Here is a 21,876-nt window from a genome sequence, read left to right as displayed (position 1 = left end):
CCCGGCGTGATGCCCAGCGGCAGACCGCTTATCCTGACCACCGTGAAATGAGGAGCAAAAGGCCGTGACCACTTCCCACCCATGTTGCACTCTTGGCGCTGGCGACATGACGCAGCGGAGCACCTGCGACGACCTGCGACCCTTGAACAGCCGGTGGCAGCTGGTGCCGCCTGCCCTTCTGCGGCGGGATGGGCGGTGAAACGGTACTGGGCGGTCGTGGGCGCGCTCGTCACGGTCTTCCTGGTGCTGTTCGTCGCCTTTGAGGCGCTGGGTGTGCCGCTGCTGACGGACCCCTTGCCCTTCTTGCGCCGCGGGGGTGCGGCGGCAGGCCTAGCGGGAGTGGCGCTGCTCGCGACGGACGTGCTGCTGCCTGTGCCCTCCAGCGTGGTGATGGTGGCGCACGGGGCGCTGTACGGCGTCGCCCTGGGGACCCTGCTCTCCCTCGTCGGCAGCGTAGGGGCCGCGCTGCTGGCCTTTGCCCTCGGTCGGCGCGGCGGGCCGCTGCTGGACCGACTGGTACCCCCCAGCGCACGTTCCCGCAGCGAGGCGGTGCTCCGCCGCTGGGGACCGCTCGCCATCGTCGTCACGCGCCCGGTGCCCCTGCTGGCCGAGACGGTGGCCGTACTGGCAGGCGCGTCTTCCCTGCGCTGGCGGCAGCTCATCCTGGCAGCCACGCTGGGCGCGCTGCCATTCAACTTGATGTACGCCTGGGCGGGGGCAACGGCGAGTGGACTCGGGACGGGCTGGGTGGCGCTGGTCCTGGCCTCCACCGCTGCCGTCTTCTGGCTGGTCAGCCACTGGCTGGGGTGGCGGTCACCGGAAGAGGGGTCTGAGGTTCGCTGACCCGTGACGGGTACCCGCCCCTCTACCGTCTGTGTCGAAGGCTTCATCCATGCCTGCGGCACCAACTCTTTCGTTGGGACGAAAGCGGCTGATCGCCGTTCCCCTTCTCAAGTTTTATCCCTGAAGGGTCTCTCCCACGGCCTATTGAATATCGTCTCCGTCCACGAAGCCGCGCGTGTTCATTCTTGCGGTGGTGGAGATGCTCCCGAAGAAAGCAGTCTCTTCGGCCCGTTCCGCCTGGCCCTGGGCCCGGTCCCAGCCTGTGGGCATTCAACCTGTCTTGGGAGGCGCTGCACGGCGTAACCGTGAATGGCAAGAGCGTCAGGCAAGGTTCCCCGGATTTGAAGCTTGCCGAGTTCAGCGCCCCCGTCACGGTATCTTGGATAGCCTGTGCCTATGCGTGGCCTACGCCTATCGGACCTTTCCGGTCGTTCCCGGCGTCGCCTGCTTGCCCGACTGTCGCCCCCTCAACTGATCGCTCTGGTGTACTTCGTAGGGATCGGGCTGGGTACGGCCCTCCTGCTCCTGCCCGGAATGACGACCGCTGGGGCAGCGCTGAACACGGTCGACCTTCTGTTCACGGCCACCAGCGCCATCTGCATCACAGGCCTCGTCGTGGCTGACACCGGCGAGGCGTTCACACGGCTGGGGCAATGGTCGATTCTCCTGCTCGCGCAAATCGGCGGCCTCGGCATCCTGACCTTCGGGACGCTGTTTGCCCTGATGACGGGCCGCCGGGTGAACTTCAGGGAACGACAACACCTTGCGCAGCAAATCAATGCCCTTGACGCTGGCGGGGTGCTGGCGCTGATCCGCACGATTTTCCTGTACACCCTGGTCGCGCAGGCGACGGGGACCGTGCTGCTCGCCTTCCGGTTCGTGCCGCAGTTCGGGTGGGGTGAGGGTCTGTACCAGGCGTTCTTCCACGCGGTGAGCGCGTACAACAATGCCGGCTTCGTCGTCTTGCCGGGCGGCATGGTGCCCTACGCTCAGGACCCGCTGGTCAGCCTGACCATCAGCGTCCTGATCATCCTGGGCGGCCTGGGGTTCCTGGTGCAGCTCAATGCCCTCCTTCACCTGACGCGGGGCCGTCGTCACCGCCTGCTGGTCTACAGCAAGCTGACCCTGCTGACCACGGGGTTCCTGCTGCTCATGGGGACCGTCCTGATCCTGGCGCTGGAGTGGAACAACAGCCGGACGCTGGGGACCCTGAGCCCGTCAGGAAAGCTGATTGCGGCGTTTTTTCAGAGCGTGACCCCCCGCTCCGGTGGGTTCGCTACCGTGGATATCAGCGGCCTCACGAGCGCGACTCTGTTTCTGATGATCGCCCTGATGTTCATCGGCGCGAACAGCGGCAGCACCGGGGGCGGCATCAAGACCAGTACCTTCGCCATCCTGGTGGGCAGCGCGTGGAACATGGTGTCTGGACGTGGAGAGTTGATCGCCTTTCGGCGCCGAATAGAGTCCGAGAACGTCGTGAGGGCCGGGACAGTGACGACGCTCTACGCGCTGCTGGTGGCCGCGGCCTTCTTCGCACTGCTCGCCACCAATCCCAAACTGGGGTTTACTGACCTCTTGTTCGAGACGGTCAGCGCCGCCGCAACAGTGGGACTGAGTATGAACACCACGCCCCGGATCAACGACCCGGGGCTGGTCATCTTAACGGTCCTGATGTACCTGGGCCGCATCGGGCCGGTGACCTTTGTGGTGGCCTTCAACCTGCGGCGGCAACAGCGTCACGGCATCGACTACCCAGTCGAACGCGACATTCTGGTGGGGTAGACACAGGGCGTGGCAGCGGCAGACGTGAAGGGAGGGAGCCGCTGCGGTGCTCCCGCACAGTTCCTCCCGCTCTCCAGGCCATCTCCGCTCTTGCTGCTGGCCCCAAGCAGCAGCCGGGCGCTGGAAGAGTCAGGCAGGCGACAATCGGGCTGAGTCTTTTCCGGTTGACCTCCCGGTCAAACGAGGCGACTTCCCACCTTTGGCGTTACAACGCGCGCTGCAAGTCACTTCCGCACCCTGACAGTGCCCGCGCTCACGTCGATCAAGGGCTGGGGACGGGGTGAAACACAGGGCTATCCAGCCCGATCTGAGCACCGATCACCGTTTCACCTCCAGACGGGCGCGTAGGGAAGGAAGCTGCGGTGAATACCTTCTGCCTTTTGAACATCAGGCTGGGTGGGGACGGCGAGCACGGCGTCGGGCGGTGCCTGGAGGTGCCCGTCGCGGACGGTGAGGTGGAGGGGCTGCGCCTCGCCGGGGGGCGTAGTGGCGATGTCGATGTTCCCGTTCAGAATCCACGCGGCGAGCAGGGTGTCGAGGGCGCACCGCGTGAAGATGCGGACGCCACCTGCCGTGTGCACCACGTGCGGCGTGGGCGTGAACAGAATGAACTCGCGCAGGACCGTTTCGGGTGCCCGGTGCCCGGCCCTCGCGGCAGTCCAATAGCGCGGTCAGGTGAGGGTGAACCGGCGCGGTCTCAGGCATGGCTGGCCTCCCGCAGGGCGGCCAGGGTGCGGTTCACGTTGCCCAGGCAGCAGCTTCCCTGGGGGTTGTTCACCTCGCACCCGCAGCGTCCGGCCTGGATGTGCGTCTGGATCGACTGGGGGATCACTTCGGCACGTCCCTCCCGGGTGGCCTGCTCCAGGTCCGTCCGAGTGTGGCCGAAGCAGTAACAGGCGGGCGTGCTGCCGCGCCCGTCCTTCTGGAAGACGGGCACCTTCACGTCCGCCTGCCGGTAAGTCCGGGAGGGGCTGAAGTACACCACGTCGCAGGCGATGTCGGGGCAGAAGCGGTATGCCTCGCTGGAATCGAGGGTGGCGAGCGCGGCCGGGGTCAGCAGGGCCTTGAGGGTGACGAGTTTCACCGCCCTGCCCGTGGTGCCACAGGTGGAACAGGTGGTCGCCGCGACCGGTGTGGTCGGAGCGCAGCAATCAGGGGCGGTGGTCATGCTCAGAAGCTAAAGTCTCCCGCCCACGGGAGAGTCAAGCCCTGGGCGTGTCCTCCAGGTAGATGCATCCCGCGGAATCGCAGGCCAGGTCGGGATGCTCCTCCGCCCACGTCACCTTGGCCTGCAACTGCGCTTCGAGGGCCTGGAGGTGCGCGATCTGCGCCCGCACCGTTTCCAGGTGCGCGTCGAGATCGGCCTTGACGTGCGCGCAGGGCTTCTGGCCGTCCTGTCGAGCCGCAAGAATGCGGCGGATCTCGTCGAGGGTGAATCCGGCGGCCTGCGCGGAGCGAATGAAGCGGACCTGGTCGGTGGCCTCGGGCGGGTAGTGCCGGTAGCCGCTGGGTCGGCGCTCCACCGTCAGCAGGCCGAAGTCGGTCCAGTAGCGCAGCGCCTTGACGCTCTCGCCGGTCGAGGCAGCGAGTTGACCGATGGGCATGTCAGAGAGGTCCGCCATGCCCTGATCCTGAATGATCCCTGGGCGGGCATAGTGACATGCTGTCCCAAGCATATTCTGACCCAGGCAGAACGGCGACAGACCGTAGCCGAAGTCCATCGTCGCCTCAAGCCTGGTGCACCGTTCGTGGTGGCCCACTTCAGCCTGCCGAAGGGTGAGGGCGAGCGAGACACATGTGGCCGTCACGCTACGCCGCCTTCCTGGTGTCTTCTGGTGTCGAGCTTCAGAAGGCAGCAAATGCCCGTGCGGCGGTTAACGCGCACTTGCATCTCACGCCGGCGCAGGACGAAGCCGTTCTGCGGGACGATGGGTGCTCAGGGGTCAGCCTGTTCTATGCCGGGTTCACCTTCCGAGGTTGGGTGACCTACGCCTGAGGCGTCCCGCAAAACGGAAACCTTCGCGCAGTGACCTGATCTGTCTCGTTGCCCCAAGAAGAGATTCCGCGACATTGGTATACACCAAGGGCTGCTCCGTGTCGCAGCCCATGCTGAAGCGGACCCGGCACCCGCTTGCCCTCCCGCCTAGTTCTTCAGACTGCCGACCGTCCGCGCAGCCGATCGGTCTCCCGCCGCACGATCACCTCGGCGTCTCGCCCGACTCCGCCCAGCAGGGCTGATCCCCGCGTGCGCTGCCAGGGCAGACCCAGGAAGGAAACCCCCGGCACGCCCGTCACCCCGCCCTCGTGGACCGGATGGCCTCGGTCATCCAGCAAGGGAATGTCCAACCAGCTGTAGTTCGGCCGGAACCCGCTTGCCTCCTGGACACGCGGCGTCAGTCGCAACCGGCCCGCCCGAGCCAGACGGCGCAGGTCAGTCCCGATCACCGGGTCCCGCCGCCGCAGCCGCCGCCCGAGCGGCGACGTGAAGGACACGTCGAGGAAGCCCAGCGGGGCAAGCACGTCGAAGATGTCCCGCCCGAGGAGCCGCTGAGGCAACACCGGCTGCTGGTGGCCCAAAGCCACCGCCTGTCGTCTTCAGCCTGGCCCCTGTTCCCGCGTTTTGGAAACCTGGAAACACCCTTCCCGCACGCTGAGCCACAGCCCAAGCAGCACCAGCGCACTCAGCGCCGTGACCCACTCCCCCCAGCGGACATACGGCGTGATGGCCCCGGCCTGCGCGAAGGAGACGGGCAGCGCCCCCGCGACCGCCCGCGGCAGCCGGGCCGTGACCCGCCCGGAGGGCGCGACCGCCGCCGTGACCCCGTCGTTGCCCGCCCGCAGCACCCAGCGGCGCGTCTCGATGGCCCGCACGCGCCCCATCTGGAAGTGCTGCTCAGCGCCCACCGACGGCCCGAACCAGGCGTCGTTCGACACCACAGCCAGGACCCGCGCACCGCGCCGCACCTGAGCGCGGGCGAAGGCCGGGAAGGTCGACTCGTAACAGATCAGCGCACCCACCAGGACGTTCCCGACCGGCAGCGGGCTCAGGCGGCGGCCGGGAACCGTCCCGGTCAGGGCGGGCAGCCCCAGCGCGCGGAATACCGTCCGGTAGGCACCGTCCAGCTGAGAGCGGCCCGGGAAGTATTCCCCGAACGGCACCAACCGCACCTTGTCCTGCCGCCCGCGGACCTCGCCCCCCGCAAAGGCGTACACGCTGTTGCGGTACCCTCCCTGCTCGGTGGGCGCGCCCAGCAGCAGCGGCACGTTCAGGGCCGTCAGCGCGCGGGCCAGCTCCGGGGAGGTGGGCGCGGCTGGGGCAGCTGTCTCGGGCCACACCACCAACTGCGCCGGATCCGCCGCCAGGCCCGCCCGCGTCAGGTCCAGATAGCGCCCAAGCTCGTCCGCCGTGCGCCCCTGGACCTTGGCCCGTGGATCGACGTTGCCCTGCACCAGCAGGGCCCACTGGGTGCCCGGCGCGTCCGGCGGCCGGGTGAGTCCGTACAGGGCGCCCAGGAGCAGCAGCGCCGCCACGCCCAGCAGGACGCGTGGGCGCCGGTCCGCCAGGGCCGCCGCCGTGAGCGTCACGAGCAGCCCCACCAGCGAGAGGCCGCCCAGGTCGGCGAGCTGGACGAGCGGGGTGGAGGCGAAGGCATATCCCAGACTGCCCCATGTAAACCCAAAGGGACCCAGGCCACGCGCGGTGTCCAGCAGCACCCAGGCAAACGGCAGGGCCCAGAGGGTGGCCGGACCCAGTACCTGGCGGGTGAGGGCCACCGTCCCGGCCCACAGGAGGGCCAGCCCCCCCACCAGGGCCGGATACAGCGCCCCCACACCGGGCCCGAACAGGGGGGTCAGGCTGCCCGGCAGCCACAGCAGCAGCGCGCCGAAAAAACCAGCAGCGAAGGCGAAGGTCAGCGTGAAGGCCTGGCCCGGCGGCCGCGTCGACGCGGCCCGGAACAGCCAGGCCAGGGGCACAGGCGCGAGCCAACCCAACGGCGAGGGCGGAAAGGTGAAAGCCAGCCCCACACCGGCCAGCAAGCACAGCAGGACACCGGCCAGAGGTGGACCGAGCCCGCGTTGCCGGGGACCGGCGGCCAGATGATCCTTTTCAGCCGGTAGCCAAGGGGGCGGACCTGCTCCCGCGGGAAGGTGCTCCGGCACTGCCCGGTCAGGCGTCCTGTGCCTGTGGGTCATGGGTTTCTGGAGCGCTCCCGGCGTGCTCAGTGACCAGGGCCCGGGGGAGGACGTGCGTCACAGGCCACCCTGCCAGCGGCGCCCGCTCACGAACGACCCGCCGCCCCGGCTGGGCGGCCCGGCGAGCGCGACCCGGGCAGACCTCATTCGCGCACGTGATCCACCGCGCTATCGATGAGCCCATTGATGTGCTGGTCGAGCAGGCGGTAGTAGGCGATGCGCCCCTCCTTGCGGAAGGTGACCAGCCGGTGGGCGCGCAGCAGGCGCAACTGGTGGCTCACCGCGCTCTCGCTGATGCCCACCACCGCCGCCAGGTCGCACACGCACAGCTCCTCCACGTTCAGAGCGGTCAGGATACGGAAGCGGGTCGGATCCGCGATGACTTTGAGCAGCGCGGTGGCGTCCTCCACCCCTCCCGTGTCAGGCAAGGCGGCGCGCACACGGGCGACCGCCTCAGGGTGGACGCAGGGAATCTCGCACACGTCGTCTTGAGAAGCGGTTCTCATGTCCTGACCATAGCGCAGCGGGGCGCCCAGGACCGTCACCGCATCACCTCCCGCACGTCCGCCGCCACCCGGTCGACCCGCGTGAGTTGCGTCGAGTCCCAGACCACCCGCCGCCGCCCCTCGCGGTCGACCAGGTACACCCCGGTGGTGTGGTCGACCTGGTAGGTCGCCGCGTTCTTCACGTCTGATTTCTGGTATCCCACACCCCAGGCGGCGGCGGTGTCCGCCAGCGCAGGCTCCGGGATAAAGACGCCTTTGGCCGAAGGGCTGAAGAACCTGACGTACTCGCGCAGCTTGTCGACGTCGTCCCGCGCGGGATCGAGGGTCACGAGCACCGTGCGGAACTTGGCCCGATCCTTCTCCGGAAGCGTCTGCCGGACCTGCTCCAGAGCGGCCAGGGTGGTCGGACAGATGTTCGGACAGTGCAGGAAGCCGAAAAACACGGCCACCGTCTGCCCGCGCAGGGCACTCAGGGCGAACGGCTGGCCGTCCTCCCCGGTGCCGGTCAATCCGGGGGAGGTGGTTTCTACATTGAACACCGTGCCGTAGAACGGGTAGGGGCTTTTGATCCGGGCGTAGGCCCACGCCCCGCCGAGGACCAGGCCGACGGCCAGGATGGCCCACAGCACCGAGGTCCACACGGGGCGCCGCGCGGACGGGGAGGTGGGCAGGGAAGCGTCATTCATGGATGCAGGTGTCCTTCCTGCCCGGCATGGGTGCCCGGCGGTTCAAGTTGCACGGTGCTGTGCTCCAGGCCGTACCGTTCGGCCACCTGGTGGACCTGCGCGAGAAGGGCGCCTCCGGGCGCCGCCGCCACCAGGTGTGCGGTGAGGGTATGCTCCCCGCTGGTCACGCTCCAGACGTGCAGGTCGTGCACCTCCGTCACGCCCGGCAGCGCGGCCAACTCCGCGCGCAGGGCGTCCAGGTCGACTCCCTCCGGCACGCCCTCCATCAGCACGTTCACGCTGGCTTTCAGCAGCGTCCAGGTGCGCGGCAATACCCACAGCCCGATCAACGCGCCCAGCACCGGGTCCACCCAGGTCAGCCCCGTGAAGCGGATGATCAGGGCCCCGGCGATGACGGCCACCGAGCCCAGCAGGTCGCCCATGACCTCCAGGTACGCCGACTTCATGTTCAGGCTGCTTCCGCTGCCCCCCACCAGGACGCGGGCGCTGATCACGTTCACCAGCAGGCCCAGCACCGCCACGCTCAGCATGGGCGTGGTCTGCACGTCGACCGGCTCGCGCAGCCTCTGGTAGGCCTCGAAGAGGATGTACAGGCCGATGGCAAAGAGCGCCCCGGCATTCACGGCGGCGGCCAGGATCTCCGCGCGGCGGTAGCCGAAGGTGCGGCGGCGGTCGGCCGCCCGCTGCCCGATGCGGATGGCAAACAGGGAGAGGGCCAGCGCCATCACGTCCGTGAGCATGTGCCCGGCGTCCGAGAGCAGCGCCAGGCTCCCGGAGAGGAAGCCGTAGATGACCTCGACAATCAGGAAGCTGCCGGTCAGGGCCAACGCGATCCCCAGTTGCCGGGCGTTCGCATTCTCGCCGTGGCTGTGGTTGTGCTCACTCATGGTGCATCCCGTCCATCTCCGGCTCGGACTGAGCGGACGGCGGGTTCGCGCCCCGGGCGGCCAGCAAGGCATCAATGGCCCCGATCTCCGAGGTCTGCGCCGTCACCACCCGCTGCGCAAACGCGCGCACTTCCGGCCGCTTGACGGTGTTCAGGGCCAACTTCGCCATGTCCACGCCCCCCTGGTGGTGGCGGCGCATCAAGGTGAGGTAGCGGGTCTCGGTTTCCTTTACGGGCAGGTAGGCCAGCTCCCGTGCCTCCTGCTCGGAAGCCAACCCCATCGCCTGGCGGTCCATGCCCGCCATCGGGGCCTCCCGGCCCGCCAGCGGCCGCCCCCAGGCCATCAGCCAGCCGCTCATTTGCCCGATCTGGGCCTGCTGCGTGAGCAGGATGTCCTGGGCGATCAGCTTGACGGCCGGGTCCGCCGCCCGCTGAAACAGGGTGACGCTCATATCGACAGCCTGAGCATGGTGCGCGCTCATGTCGCGGGCGAAGGTGACCTCCGCGCTGGCCTCACCCGGCGTGTCGGGCCAGAGGGCCGCCAGCGTTCCCCCGAGCAGGACCGCGGCGGCCAGGCTGGCTCCCGCCGCCACCCTACTCAGACCGTGCCGCTGTAGGCGCCGCTGCATGAAGCACCGATCTCCGGGGCTTCCCCGCCCTGCTCGTACTTCTGGAGGAACTTCTGCACCCGCGGGTCCGTGACGTCCTGCACTTCCAGTTGCGCGTTCCAGGCGGTCAGGACCAAGGGTGCAGTCTGGGTCTCATGCGGAGAGAGCAGCGTGTACGTCCGCCCGGCCACCACCTCCTTGAGTTGCAGCACCTGGCTGGTGGGCAGGTCCTGCTTGTAGCTGAGCCACACCGCGCCGTGTTCCAGGCTATGGACGGCGTACTCGTCGTACAGCGGCCGGTCATACACCCCGCAGTTCTGCCAGGCAGGATTGTGGGGACCACCGGCCGGGGGGCTTTGTTCGTACGCCACGCGCCCCGGCTGGTGGGCGCCGCCCTCGTTCTTGAAGGTCTTGACGCCCTCGATGTCACCCCCCTGGGTGCAGGCGGCGAGCAAGGCGGGCAGGGTCAGCAGGATCAGTCGTTTCATGGGTTCTCCTTGGAGGTAGCACGCGCGGCAGAGGCCGAATGTCCAGACCGGCGTTCCGTCCGCCAGGCGTGCAGCAGCAGCCAGAGGGTACCGCTGCACACCAGCACGTCCGACAGGTTGAAGACCGGGAAGCGCCCACCACTCAGCGCCCTGGAGACGGCGTCCAGCACCGGTGAGGTGAGGTAGTCGACCACCGCCCCCCGTGCCAGGCCATCCACGGCGTTGCCGAGGGCACCCGCCGCGATCAGCGCCAGCGGCCACCGGCGGTCAGGGGGCAGGCGGCCGGAGAGCAGGGCGGCCACGATGACCAGGCCCACCGTGAGGCGCAGGATCGCCAGAGGAGCCGTGAAGGTGCCGAGCATCCCCCAGGCCATCCCAGGATTGAGCGTGAAATCCAGGTGCAGCAGGCCGGGCAACAGGGGGCGGTCCACGCCGGGCGTCAGGTGCTGGACGGCCCAGGCCTTGAGCAGACTCTCGAGCGCCAGCAGACCGATCAACGCCGCCAGGGGCCAGAGACGCCGCCTCACCAGGCCCCCCTGGAGAGCGGCACGCCGAGCCGCGGCAGGGTCAGGAGGCAGGAACTCAAGGACGCACCGCTGGCCGAGCGGCGAGCATCCGGGGACGCGGCCCGTCGAAGGAGCCTGAACAGGCCTGCTCACCGATCAACGTGACCGGGGCGGTGCGGACATCTGCTTGGGCCTGCTTCTCGGCCAGGGCCTCCGGATCCCCCCGCACGTTCTTCGTCGTGACAGTGGCGCTGCGCTGGGTCAGGAGCCGCCGGAGAGCCTGGCCGTTCGGGACGGTGGAGAGCATGATTTCTGCCACAGCTCAGGCCCGGCTGGGGGTCGGGGCGGGCGTGACCGTGCGGGGAGCAGCGCTGCCCTTCCAGCGCAGCAGGCGCAGGGCATTGGCCGTCACCAGGGCCGTCGCTCCCGTGTCGGCCAGGATCGCCATCCACAGGTTGGTATACCCCAGCAGGGTGGTCACCAGGAAGATGGCCTTGAGCCCCAGCGCGAAGGCGATGTTGACCTTGATGTTTCCCATCGTCGCCCGCGAGAGGCGGACGAGGTCGGTCACGCCCATGACCCGCTCCTGCAGCAGGGCTGCGTCCGCCGTCTCCAGCGCCACATCGGTGCCACCGCCCATCGCGATGCCCACGTCACTCTGGGCCAGGGCGGGAGCATCATTGATCCCGTCGCCCACCATCGCCACGCCGCCCCGCGCCTTCAGGTCCGCGATGACCCGCAGCTTGTCCTCGGGCAGCAGCTCCGCCTGCACGTCCATGCCCAGGTCCCCGGCGATCGCCCGGCCCGTGCGGGCGTTGTCTCCGGTGAGCATCACCGTGTTCACGCCGAGAGCATGGAGCTGAGCGACCGCCTCCCGGGCGTCGGCACGCGGCTCGTCCCGGATGGCGATCACCCCCAGGGGCGCCTGACCGTCCAGCAGCACCACGGCGGTACGTCCCTGTTTCTCGAAAGCCTCGATGCTCGCGCCCAGTTCAGGGGAGAGGGCGGCGAGGGTTGCCGCGTGCCGAGGGGAGCTGACACTCAACGTTCGGCCCTCCACGGTGGCGGTGACGGCCTTGCCGGGGATGGCCTGAGCGTTCTCGGCGGCGGGCAGGGTCAGGTTCGCCTGCTTCGCGGCGTCCGTGATGGCCTTCGCCAGCGGATGGCTGCTGCCCGATTCCACCGCGGCGGCGAGGCGCAGCACCTCGTTGCGGTCCTGCCCCACCACATCGGTCACGCGCGGCTTCCCGGCCGTCAAGGTCCCAGTCTTGTCAAACGCGATGGTCTTCACGCTGCCGATGCTCTCCAGCGCCGCGCCGCCCTTGATCAGCAGACCCCGGCGGGTTCCGGCGCTGATGCCGCTGGTGATTGCAGCCGGAACGCTCAGGACCAGGGCGCAGGGGCAGCCGATCAGCAGGAGGCTGATGCCCTTGTAAAGCCAGGGGGACCACTCGGCTCCGAAGAACAGCGGCGGGACCAGCGCCACCAGGGCGGACACCGCGACCACGCCGGGGGTGTAGTACCGGCTGAACCGGTCGATAAAGCGCGCCGTCGGGGCCTTGCTGCCTTCGGCCTCCTCGACCAGGTGGATGATCCGGGCGATGGTGTTGTCTGAGGCGGCCTTGTCCACCCGCACGGTGAGCACGCCGTCGGTGTTGATGCTGCCCGCGTACACCGTGTTCCCGGCGCTTTTCACGACGGGGACGCTCTCGCCGGTGACGGGACTGTCGTCGAGACTGGAGGTGCCGGTGAGAATGGTGCCGTCCGCAGGAACGCGGGCGCCGGGATTGACCTGGACCGTCTGCCCGACCGCGAGGGCGTCGGCGGGAACCTCGCGCCTTTCCCCACCCTCGACCAGCAGGGCGGTCTTGGGCGCCAGGGCTGCCAACGCCTGAATGCCCGCACGGGCCCGCCCAGCGGCGATGCCTTCGAGCAGTTCCCCGACCGCGAAGAAAAAGACGACGACTGCGCCCTCCGCCGCCTCCCCGATCAGGACGGCGCCGATGGCCGCCAGGCTCACCAGCATGTTGATGCTGAAGGGGTCGCCGAAGCGCGCACTGGCAAGTGCCTTCTTCGCCAGTGGCCATACCCCCAGCAGGGTCGCGGCGATAAAGCCCCAGGTGGCGAACGGAGGGAGAGTGAAGCTCAGCACCCAGGCCAGGATGAGCAGCACGCCGGAGGTCACGACGAGCTTGCCCTGCCCGGTCGCGTACCAGGGCTGGCCCGGCTTCGGGGTGTCATGAACATGGCTGGGCCCCACGGGGTCAGTGTGGTCGTGGGCCGGGCCCGGGCCGGGTGCGGGCACCCCGCCCAGCAGCGAGGGGGTGTACCCCAGCGCCTGGAGGTGGCCTTCCAGGAGGGTCCGGGGGGTCTGTGCCTCGTCGAGCGAGAGGGCCAGGGTCTGCTTGTTGAAGCTGGTCTTGACGTCCCCGGTCCCCGGCAAGGTGGCGACCATCCGTTCGACCGTCTGAACGCAGCTCGCGCAGTCCATCCCCTCCACGAAATAGTCGAGCTGGGCCGGGGCAGCCGCAGGGGGAGCGGCCGCCTGCCGCAGGGGGCTGGGCGCGTACCCCAGGGCCCGCAGGTTTTCCTCCAGCCTCGTCCGGGGCGTCTGGGCCTCGTCCAGTTCCAGGGCGAGGGTCTGCCGGTTGAAACTGGTTTTCACGCCGCCTGCGCCAGGCAGGCGTTCGATCATGCGTTCGACGTTCTGGACGCAGCTCGCGCAGTCCATCCCGTCCACGAAGTATTCGAGGTGGGAGCGCGGCGTGCTCCGGTCCGGGGAGGTCATGCCCGCACTATACCTGAATGGATGTTCACACGTGAACACGAAGTAGAGGAACCTCGCGTGGGCTGTCAGGCTGCCGGGGAGACCGGGAGCAGGGGCAGACCCAGGCAGGCGGACCTATGACGAGGGGCAAGCAGATTCAGGAGCTATGCCAGTCTTTTGTGCGGACGGGCACCAGCGCGGTGAGGTGGACCGGGGAGACGGCGACCACATCAGGTTGATCAGGACGACTCCTTGCTGAGCGCTTGCGGTGATCCTTATCCTGAACAAACCGGCTCTGCTGATTGATGTTTTTTCTTTTTTGGAAGATCTTAAAAAGATTGATGACATCATCATAGGGACGGCTTTTTTGCCCGCCAGAACAGCTTTTTTTGGGTTTTCCCCCGAAGTTACCCGATAGTTTCCCCGAAGTTACCCGATGGTTTCCCCCGAAGTTACCCGATGGTCCGGTTCCCAAACCCCCGAAGTTACCCGATAGCTTTCCCCGAAGTTACCCGATGGTCCGGTTCCCAAACCCCCGAAATTACCCGATAGTCCGTTACCTGAACTCCCGAAGTTACCCGAAAGCGACCATTGGAGGACCCGCTTGACGTTCTGGAGGGCAAAAACCGGGGATCTTCCCGAAGTTACCCGAGAGCTGGGGCCGTCAAACTCCCGAAGTTACCCGATACTCCGGTCTCCAGGGTTTCAGCGCGTCTGTCGCCGCAGAGAACAGGGTGGTTCCACCAGCTTCCGGTGGGGAACACAGGACGGACAGCGAGGGAGGCAAACCAGAAGAGGCAGAGGCATGTCGCGCTCTGCCCCGGGCCCGGTCCGCCTCACAGCAGCTGCCGAAGCGCCTCCAGGCCTTCGGGCGACATCAGGGCCCGGTTCACCGCGGCGTCCAGCTCGGGGGCGGTGACCCTACCCTCCAGGACCCGAGACCGCACCTGATCCAGTTCCTGCAAGCTGAGCCCCCGGCGCTCGAGCTGCTTGGCCTTGAAGGGAGACAGCACGAACTCCAGGGCCTCCTCCGGATCGGCTTCCAGGACGCTCCGGCGCTGGGCCTCGAAGAGCTGGTGTTGCTCGGCCTCCGCCTTGCCCTGAGCCCCCTGGGCGGCCTTGCGGGTGCGCTGCACCTCCTGCGCCCTCAGGGCCCCGACCCGGGCCTCCTCGACGATGGAGGCGGCCTCCTTCAGCAGTTTGGAGAGGTACCCGCCCTCGTTGTTGATCTTCTCCCCTGTTCGCCGACGCTCCTCGAACTTCTCCACCACCGGAAGCACGTCGTCACCCAGGTTGCGGACGTACTTCTCGGCCACACCGCGGTGCACCCCGTACCGGGTCAGCCGCGCCACGTGCTCCGGGTTGATGGGAGAACTGGCCTCACCGTAGGTGTACTGCACGGTGGTCTTGCTGCCCCGCCCGATGAAGTCCACCCCCCCCAGGTACCCGATGCCCAGGAGGGGGGCGTGCATGCTCTCCAGCGACTTGCGCACATGGTCGGTCCGGCGCCCCAGCAGGCCGCAGCTTTCCGCCAGGGCCATCATCGGGACGACCACCCGGTACGGTTTCGAGTCGCCCCGCTGTGCGGCCTCGTCGAGGTACACATCCAGCAGGCGGTAGAGCGCCCGCGACCCGACCGAGGGCAGATGCTGGTAGACCGTGAGGTTCAGCGGCTTGATGTACCCGGCGTTGATACTCTTGGTGATCTCCTCGTTCAGCCGGATCCGCAACGCCGAGCGACGGTCGAGTCGGATGCGGCCTTTTTCGGGCTCGCCGTGGGTGCGGCTCAGGTTGTCGATGATGCGAAAGGACACGGTGGTATACCGCTTCTCCCGCACGTCGAACCACCCGTCCGTCACGTGGTAGGTGGTGTGCAGCATCCTCTCCAGGCCCTGCCCCAGCGCCTGGTAGTGCTGACCGCCGGTGTCCAGGCCGGCCAGCTTGAGCAGCGCGTACGCCGTGGTGGTGATGACCCCGTCCGCCGGGCACCCCGCCTCGATGTAGGTGTTGATCAGGGCGACCAGGAGATCGTTGTCGCTGCCGCGGGCGAGCCCGATCTCCGCCACGCCGACGCAGACGATCCGGGCGGGCTGCCCGCTGGGGCGGAACACGATCCGTTCGAGCCGCAACATGTCCCCGGGCAGGCGTTCCTGAGTTGGAACGAAAATCAGGGACGCGACGTTCTTCTCGTCGTGCCCCCTCAGCATGTCCGCTTCCCTCCCGTCACCATGCGGGAAGTGTACGGAGGACGTGGTTTTGTCCGGGGAGGGGGTGGGCGCGGGACCAGTCCGCCCACGTCCTTTCGGGGCGGCCATCAGAAGGGGGGCGGCTCACTGCCGCCGGGGGCTTGCGGCGTGAACCTGGTTTCCGGGCGGGACAGGGACACGGCACCGTGGGCCGTGATGACCGGCTCACGCCACTGGGGGTTGAGGCTGCTGCTGGCCGCGATCTCCCCTTCCGTGTATTCCACCCGTAGGTGCAGACCGGCCTGCACTTCACCCCGGTAGCGCAGGGCCTGCACATACTCCCGCATCACAGCCTCCAGCAGGGCCGCCGCGCCGACATCGACGCCGGTCACGCGGGTGCTGTACTTCAGCGTGGCCAGGTCGACGTGCTCGAACTGCACCTGGGCCCGCTCCAGGTCCTCCGGAGTCAGCATGGGGGCTAGCAGGCTCCGGAACGTCTCGTCGCCGAGCAGAGCGGCCACCGGGAGGGTGCCCTGCAAGGTGACATGCAGCCGCACTTGGCTGTGGCGTGAGGGAGCCTCGACGGTCAGGCCGCTAATTACGCGATGCAGGGGGCTGTCCAGCAGAGGCACTTTCATGGTGGCCACCGCCTCACGGTAGGCGGTGAAGGGATCGGCGGGATCGATCATCAGGGTCTCCTGGGAGGGGGTCGTCCGTCGGCGGCTCCCGGCGGATGAAGCTCGAGAAGTTCCTCGGTGGGCCAGCGGGTGGGAGATGCTTGGTGGCGGACCTCAGCGATGTGGCGCCGTCCGGTAATCAGCACCTGGAAGTCGTCGGGGGCGACCTGCTCGCCCGTGACTTGCACGCCGGGGTGGCTCGCGGCGACGCGCCGGGCCAGCTCGCGCAGGGCGCCGAGCTGAGAACGGTCAGCGACATCGACGAGGGCGAGCACCTGGTGGCGGGGCAACTCCACAGAATCCCCAAAGCGGGCAGCCAGCAACAGGAGCCTGGGGGGTGGGGTGGTCAGCTCCTCTCCAGGGGTATGGGTCAGCAGGGCCAGTTCCAGGTCGCCATGCTGGATGGCCCGTTCCACCACCTGGTCCGCGAGATGCTCCGGCGATGCGGTTCCGCCCGTCAGAAAGCCGACCTTGCGGCCGGGACGGGGCTGGACGCCGAGAAGCCAGTCGGGATCGACCTGCCACTCCCCCGCGATATGGTGCAGCAGCGTGGTGGAGGCGGCCGTGCCGGAAGCGGGCACGTTCCTTTGTAGCAGCTCCAGGGCCGCCTCGTTGCTCGCGAGCGTCGCCCAGGGCAGGGGAACTGTTCGTGCCGAGGGTGGCAGCAGCCGGTCCAGGTCGGCGGGTCCCGCGCCGTGCCAGGACAGCAACGCGAGCAGGCGCCGGTGCGTGTTTTGCAGCGGCGCCGTGGGCAGGGCGAGTTGGTGGGTCAGGCGGCTGAGCACGAGCGCCATCATGGACGCGCCGCTCAGCCCCAGCGGCCGCCCCTGCGCCGCGAAGTACTCCGAGACGCCCCTGGGCAGGCTGAGGGTGTGGCGCACCACCTCGGTCGCCTGCAGGGACTGGGGTTCCGGTGGCTCACCCAGCAGGGGGAGGTCGACCGCGTTCATGCCCCACCCTATAATGAACATCAATCCGCATCAACCTATGAATGCGGGCGGGACCCATGACCTCATGACTTCAGAGCCCAGACCGGAAGTCTGTGCCTGTCCACCTCGCGTTCCACCGAAGCTGTCACCTGCGGCAGCCGCCACCGTGCCCAGCACCAGTCCTAGGATCAAGGTCCAACGAAAGGGCAGTCTTCTACGGCAGGCGGAGGCCAGAAATCTGAGCGGGCCACAGGTCATACCTGAAGCGGGAGGGGTCCTGCGCGGCCAGATGGAGCGTGACCGTCTTTGGCAAATGGCTGTCCACGGCCGTGGGGCTGACCGGAACGCCCGTCGTGACGGTGCCCCTGCTCTGGCCCACCGGGGGAGCCAGCGTGCCCGCTTGTACCGGGCCGATCAACGGCGAGCTGGAGGCCGCCTGCGCCGGAGGGCTGGCCGGTGTGACGTCGCGCACCAGCACCTCGCGGGCCGGAGCGCGCACGTCCTGGATCTCGACGACCTGGGTGCGCGCGGGCGTTCCTTGCGCCACCTGTCGCGGCGCGGAGGCTGTCCAGGCTTGCAGAACCTGGGGCATGGCCTGGGCCTGCTCACCCGTCAGGGACAGCGCGAAGGATTTGCTCCACTGCCTGGCTCCCGGCCCCTGACGCGCTTCGATCACGCCTGTCCCGGCAGCGAGCGGGACCTGGGTCCAGCGGCCGCGTACGCCGCTGGGAAGCGGCACGGTCTGCCCGTTCCCGGAGCGGAGGCGCAACTCCAGCTCCCGGGCGCTGTCCCCGTTGTAGAGCCGCAGCGTGGTCCGCCCCCCCAGACGAACGGCATTCACCGGCGTCCACTGGCGCCCCCTCACGGTGTGGTTGATGGTCGTGGCGCTGACCTCGACCGGGCCGGTCACGCTCAGGCCGACCGCACGCTTGGCCGCCCCGCTGACCGACACGGTCAGTCGGTACGGACCAGGTTCCAGCGTGCCGGAGAAGAGCGCCTGCGGCGACCCCTGCCCGGTCGCGTAGTCGCGCCGCAGGAGAACCTGCCCGGTCGCGTCCACGAGCTGGTAGGTGGTGGTGACCGCGCCGGGCCGGTACTGTTCGTCGCCGCCCACCCCTTGGCGCGTGGCGTACCCGGTGGGGTCGAAGCCGGGATGGTCCACTGTCAGGGTAACGGCGCCGCGTTCCCGGACCTTCAGGGTCAGGCTTTGATCGCCCGGCGCCCAATTCAGGGTCTGCCCGACGGCGACGAGGCGGAGCGTGGGTGTGGCCACGGCCTGGGCGGGGCCTGCCAGGGCGAGGAGCAGTAGGGAAAGACACACGGTGCGCATGCTTCCCAGCATGGACTGAGAATGGTTCTTTCCAGGGCTCCTCTCCCCTGCTGTCAGATGGGCAGGCCTGTCTTCCAAGAGGAGGAGCCCGCCGCAGGGTAGCCCGAACGAGCATGAGGGGACGTCAGGACGGTTGTGCTTGACGGCTCCCCCGATGGTTCAACCCGTCAATTCGGCCACCAGAACCTAAGCCAGGGCCGTACCACTGTCACCGGGCGGCCTTGCTTGTGTGAGAGTGAAGGAGCTATGCGAAAAGTGTTGCTTACGGTGGCCCTGGCCGTTGCGTCCGCCGTACCGCTGGCCCGGAGCAGAATTTGATCACTCCTGACCGTCAATCGGCTGCCTGCGACGGTGCCTGCCCCTGAAGTGGCAGTTCGCTCAGCCGCCGGACCTTGAGGGTCACGGCCCGCCCCCGAGCCGTGACCTCTCCCTGCACGATCAGGGCGCGCGCGTCCCGCAACAGGACCCGGTGCGCCTCCCAGAGGTCCGGGGAGATGATCGCCTGCACTCGGCCTGAGCCGTCCTCCAGCACGAAAAACGCAAAGCCTTTCGCTGTCGGGGGTCGCTGCCTCGCCACGATCAGCCCCGCCGTCCAGGCTTCCTGCCCGTGCCGTAGGGTTGCCAGGGGAACACACCCCACGTCCCGCAGCCGTGCCTGGTGCGCGTCCAGCGGATGCCTGCCTGTCACACTGATCCCTTTGGTCTGGAGATCGAGCGCCATGATCTCGTCCGGCGAGAGATCCGGAAGCTCCGGTGCCGCCGTGGCCGGGGTCAGCAGCCCCCGTGTTCCTGGTGGGCGGGCGTGCGCGACGGTGTGCAGCACGTAGAGCGCTTCCCGCCGGTTTTTCAGGCGATCTGTGCGGTCGAACGCCCCCGCCTTCACCAGCGCTTCGAGCACGTCCCGCTTGACCTCCGCCCGGTCATAAAAGTCCTCGACCGAGAGGAACTTGCCCCCGGTCAAGCGCTCCTGCACGATTCCGCGGGCAGCGTCCAGGCTCAGGCCCTCGACGGCCGTCAGCGGGACACGGACAACTTGCGCCGTTTCCGCGCGGTAACTGATCCCGCTCCGGTTGATGCAGGCAGGCAACAGGTCCACCCCCCAGCGTCTGGCCTCGTGGCTGATGGTGCTGGCAGGCCACATGCCGGGCGCCTCCGTCAACACGCCAGCCAGGAACGCGGCGGGGTGGTGGTGCCGCATCCAGGCCGAGGCGTAGGAATGCTGAGCAAACGCATGGGCATGGCTTTCGGCAAAGCCATACCCGCGAAACGCCGCGCACATCTCGAACACCTCAGTGGCCTCGTCGGGGAACGCCCCACAGGTCAATGCCGCCCCCGCCACGAACAGGTCGCGCAGCTGCTCCCGTTCGACCTCGTGCTCACTCTTGTTCAACCGGCTGCGGAAGCGGTCGGCGTCCGGCCAGCTGTAGCCCGCATAGTGGACGGCCAGCTTGAGGACCTGCTCCTGGAACATCAGGGTGCCGTGGGTAGGAGCGAGGATGGTTCGGAGAGGTTCGGGCAATTCGGGCACCGGCTCCTCTCCCCTGGCCCGCCGCACATAGGGATGCACCGTGCCGCTCTGGATCGGGCCAGGACGCACCAGGGCGATCTGGTGCGCGAGCTGGGTCATGGTCTGGGGCTGGAGCCGCGCGGTCATCTGGATTTGAGCGGGGCTTTCGATCTGGAACAGCGCCATCGTGTCCCCGCTGGAGATACGCTGCCAGACCGCTGGATCGTCGGGCAAGTCGCCGTACTCCACCCACTCCCCGGTGAGGCGCAGCACCTCTTCCCTGGCCCGCTCCAGCGCCGCGAGCATTCGCAGGCCCAGCAGGTCGAGCTTGATCAGGCCCAAGCGCTCGACGTCGTCTTTGTCGAACGTCAGCATGCGGATGCCGCCCGAACTGCGGGTCAAGGGGCTATGCGAGGTCAGCGTCGATGCGCTCAGCACCACCCCACCGGAATGCGGCGCTAAGTGCCTGACAAAGCCCGGTTCGATGCGCTCCAGGAGTTTGAGCAAGGCCTCCCTCACAGGTGCTTCGCCCAGAACCTCGCTGAACACCATCTCCGCTTCCCTCGCTCGGTGGGGCCGGTGATGGCGGTAGTCCCGGCCCAGGGCACGGCTGAGCCGGTCGCGCAGCTCTGGAGGCAGCCCCAGCGCCCGCCCCAGGTCCTGTACCGCACTGGGCAAGCGGTAGGTGATGCGGTTGGCGACCATCGCTTCCCCGGTGCCGTCCTCTCCCCAGCGCTGCTCGACCCAGGCCAGCACCTGATCTCGGCGACTGGAGGCGATATCGATGTCCACGTCCGGCATGACGTTCCGCCCCGTGTGCAGGAAGCGCTCGAACAGCAGGTTGTGCTTGATCGGGTCCGAGAGGGTGATGCCCAGCAGGTAGCAGAGCACCGAGCCTGCGGCACTCCCCCGTCCGGCGGCGAGGATGCCGTGCTCGCGGCAGTAATCCGTGACCTCACAAGCCGTTAAGAAGAAGCCTGCCATACCCAGGCTGCGGACGGTCGCCAGCTCCTGCCGCAGGCGCGTGTCGGCCGCCACCAGCTGATCGGGGAGGTACTTCTGACCCAGCGCCGCGAAAGCCCGTTCCTCCAGCGCATCCTGCGGCGTCTGGAAGGGCTTCAGGCGAGGTTCCGGAGAGTGCAGGCGTTCAGGCAGCAGATCCAGGGTGCAAGCCTCTGCCAGCTTCTGCGCGTTGAGTAACGCGTCCGGGAAGGGCAACAGTCTTGCCCAGCCGTCCGGCGTGCCGGTATGACGCGCGTCGTTTCTGGGCCTTTCAACGTGGGGCGTCTGCACGTCGATGCCCAGCCGGGCGCAGGTGAGGGCGTCGAGCAGGGGGTAATCCTCGGGGGCCGCCATACAGACCTCCGGAGCGGCTACGGTCGGGAGTTCCAGGTCACGGGCCAGGCCGCGCAGGTAGTCCAGGCGACGGCGCTCGTTCGGCGCCGAGCCGTGGAAGAGCTGCACGTACAAATCGAAGGGGAACAGGCTCCGCAGGGTCCGGAGGTACCCGGCCGCCCGCGCGATCTCCTGGTGCTCGCCGAGCACGTTGGGGAACCCGGCGCGTCCGCCCGTCAGGCAGATCAGGTGATCCCGCCCCCTGGCCGCCACGGCTTGCAGGACCGTCAGCGGCACGCCCTCCGGACTCTGGAGGTTCACGTGCGTGATCAGCTCGCACAGCAACGCGTAACCCTCCCGGCTTTTTGCGAGCAGCACCAGTGGGAAGGCCTCGGTCGCGTGCGGGGAACGGGGCGGCGCGGGGAACAGCACCGGCAGCGTCACGCCGGTCACGGCGCGGATTCCAGTTTCCCGGGCGGCCTCGCACAACTCGACGGCACCCGCCACCGAGCACCAGTCCGCCAGTCCCACGGTTCCAAAGCCGTGAGCGGCGGCCTCCTGCACCAGCCGCTTAGGACTCGTGGTGCTGCGCCCCTCCGAGAAATAGCTCTGGCAGGTCAGCAGCGCGGGCAGGGAGCGGGTCATC

21 protein-coding genes are annotated in these 21,876 nt (G+C 68.3%); 3 read left to right on the top strand and 18 right to left on the bottom strand.

Features of this window, described 5'->3' with window-relative positions; genetic code table 11:
* Positions 1-195 precede the first annotated feature (195 nt).
* Positions 196-843: a VTT domain-containing protein gene (locus HNQ09_RS19140; protein WP_184027952.1), complete on the top strand. Its 648-nt coding sequence runs from the start codon at positions 196-198 to the stop codon at positions 841-843.
* Between the two features lie 396 nt (positions 844-1,239).
* The gene (locus HNQ09_RS08515; RefSeq protein ID WP_184027950.1) at positions 1,240-2,625 is read left to right on the top strand and encodes a TrkH family potassium uptake protein; all 1,386 of its coding nucleotides are present in this window, start codon (positions 1,240-1,242) and stop codon (positions 2,623-2,625) included.
* A 326-nt stretch (positions 2,626-2,951) separates the two neighbouring features.
* Here HNQ09_RS08515 and merB read toward each other — a convergent pair whose 3' ends face one another.
* From merB to HNQ09_RS08450, 13 genes are all read right to left on the bottom strand, one after another.
* Complete coding sequence (merB, locus tag HNQ09_RS08510; RefSeq protein WP_246363250.1) at positions 2,952-3,230, bottom strand: organomercurial lyase; 279 nt, start codon at positions 3,228-3,230, stop codon at positions 2,952-2,954.
* A gap of 92 nt (positions 3,231-3,322) precedes the next feature.
* Entirely contained in the window at positions 3,323-3,793 is a 471-nt protein-coding gene (locus tag HNQ09_RS08505; RefSeq protein WP_184027946.1) for a putative iron-sulfur cluster-binding metallochaperone, read from the bottom strand.
* A 34-nt stretch (positions 3,794-3,827) separates the two neighbouring features.
* Positions 3,828-4,247 carry a MerR family DNA-binding protein gene (locus HNQ09_RS08500; protein ID WP_184027944.1) on the bottom strand — a complete coding sequence of 140 codons (420 nt, stop codon included), beginning with the start codon at positions 4,245-4,247 and terminating at the stop codon, positions 3,828-3,830.
* 529 nt (positions 4,248-4,776) lie between these two features.
* Positions 4,777-5,181, bottom strand: a complete 405-nt coding sequence (locus tag HNQ09_RS08495; protein WP_184027942.1) for a hypothetical protein — start codon at positions 5,179-5,181, stop codon at positions 4,777-4,779.
* A 39-nt stretch (positions 5,182-5,220) separates the two neighbouring features.
* Positions 5,221-6,819: an apolipoprotein N-acyltransferase gene (gene lnt / locus HNQ09_RS08490; RefSeq protein WP_184027940.1), complete on the bottom strand. Its 1,599-nt coding sequence runs from the start codon at positions 6,817-6,819 to the stop codon at positions 5,221-5,223.
* 143 nt (positions 6,820-6,962) lie between these two features.
* A complete protein-coding gene (locus HNQ09_RS08485; protein WP_184027938.1) occupies positions 6,963-7,325 on the bottom strand; it encodes an ArsR/SmtB family transcription factor in 363 nt (120 codons plus the stop codon).
* A 35-nt stretch (positions 7,326-7,360) separates the two neighbouring features.
* Positions 7,361-8,011: an SCO family protein gene (locus HNQ09_RS08480; protein ID WP_184027936.1), complete on the bottom strand. Its 651-nt coding sequence runs from the start codon at positions 8,009-8,011 to the stop codon at positions 7,361-7,363.
* Positions 8,008-8,898: a cation diffusion facilitator family transporter gene (locus HNQ09_RS08475; RefSeq protein WP_184027934.1), complete on the bottom strand. Its 891-nt coding sequence runs from the start codon at positions 8,896-8,898 to the stop codon at positions 8,008-8,010. The genes HNQ09_RS08480 and HNQ09_RS08475 overlap by 4 nt, the downstream gene beginning before the upstream one ends.
* Positions 8,891-9,526, bottom strand: a complete 636-nt coding sequence (locus HNQ09_RS08470; protein ID WP_184027931.1) for a DUF305 domain-containing protein — start codon at positions 9,524-9,526, stop codon at positions 8,891-8,893. Before HNQ09_RS08470 ends, HNQ09_RS08475 begins: the two co-directional genes overlap by 8 nt.
* Positions 9,496-9,993: a thioredoxin-like domain-containing protein gene (locus tag HNQ09_RS08465; RefSeq protein WP_184027929.1), complete on the bottom strand. Its 498-nt coding sequence runs from the start codon at positions 9,991-9,993 to the stop codon at positions 9,496-9,498. Before HNQ09_RS08465 ends, HNQ09_RS08470 begins: the two co-directional genes overlap by 31 nt.
* Positions 9,990-10,520 carry a signal peptidase II gene (locus HNQ09_RS08460; RefSeq protein ID WP_343057684.1) on the bottom strand — a complete coding sequence of 177 codons (531 nt, stop codon included), beginning with the start codon at positions 10,518-10,520 and terminating at the stop codon, positions 9,990-9,992. The genes HNQ09_RS08465 and HNQ09_RS08460 overlap by 4 nt, the downstream gene beginning before the upstream one ends.
* Positions 10,521-10,575: 55 nt before the next feature.
* Complete coding sequence (locus HNQ09_RS08455; RefSeq protein ID WP_184027927.1) at positions 10,576-10,806, bottom strand: glutaredoxin family protein; 231 nt, start codon at positions 10,804-10,806, stop codon at positions 10,576-10,578.
* A 15-nt stretch (positions 10,807-10,821) separates the two neighbouring features.
* Positions 10,822-13,287, bottom strand: a complete 2,466-nt coding sequence (locus HNQ09_RS08450) for a heavy metal translocating P-type ATPase (RefSeq protein WP_184027925.1) — start codon at positions 13,285-13,287, stop codon at positions 10,822-10,824.
* A gap of 145 nt (positions 13,288-13,432) precedes the next feature.
* On the opposite strand from HNQ09_RS08450, the gene HNQ09_RS19325 reads away from it, so the two are divergent.
* Complete coding sequence (locus HNQ09_RS19325; protein ID WP_380003121.1) at positions 13,433-13,525, top strand: DUF2171 domain-containing protein; 93 nt, start codon at positions 13,433-13,435, stop codon at positions 13,523-13,525.
* A 577-nt stretch (positions 13,526-14,102) separates the two neighbouring features.
* Here the strand turns inward: HNQ09_RS19325 and HNQ09_RS08445 are convergent.
* The 5 genes from HNQ09_RS08445 to dnaE form a co-directional block, all read right to left on the bottom strand.
* Positions 14,103-15,473 (bottom strand): replication initiator protein A, encoded by a 1,371-nt coding sequence (locus tag HNQ09_RS08445; RefSeq protein WP_184027923.1) that lies wholly within the window; start codon positions 15,471-15,473, stop codon positions 14,103-14,105.
* Between the two features lie 107 nt (positions 15,474-15,580).
* Positions 15,581-16,141 (bottom strand): hypothetical protein, encoded by a 561-nt coding sequence (locus HNQ09_RS08440; protein WP_184027920.1) that lies wholly within the window; start codon positions 16,139-16,141, stop codon positions 15,581-15,583.
* A complete protein-coding gene (locus HNQ09_RS08435) occupies positions 16,141-17,079 on the bottom strand; it encodes a hypothetical protein (RefSeq protein WP_184027918.1) in 939 nt (312 codons plus the stop codon). The genes HNQ09_RS08440 and HNQ09_RS08435 overlap by 1 nt, the downstream gene beginning before the upstream one ends.
* Positions 17,080-17,272: 193 nt before the next feature.
* Positions 17,273-18,400, bottom strand: coding sequence for a hypothetical protein (locus HNQ09_RS08430; RefSeq protein ID WP_184027915.1), 1,128 nt, complete (start codon positions 18,398-18,400; stop codon positions 17,273-17,275).
* A 319-nt stretch (positions 18,401-18,719) separates the two neighbouring features.
* Positions 18,720-21,875, bottom strand: coding sequence for a DNA polymerase III subunit alpha (gene dnaE, locus HNQ09_RS08425; RefSeq protein WP_184027912.1), 3,156 nt, complete (start codon positions 21,873-21,875; stop codon positions 18,720-18,722).
* Position 21,876: the final 1 nt, after the last annotated feature.

The organism is Deinococcus budaensis (genome assembly GCF_014201885.1).
In the GTDB taxonomy this organism is placed as follows: domain Bacteria; phylum Deinococcota; class Deinococci; order Deinococcales; family Deinococcaceae; genus Deinococcus; species Deinococcus budaensis.
This window is presented reverse-complemented; position numbering and strand designations above follow the sequence as displayed.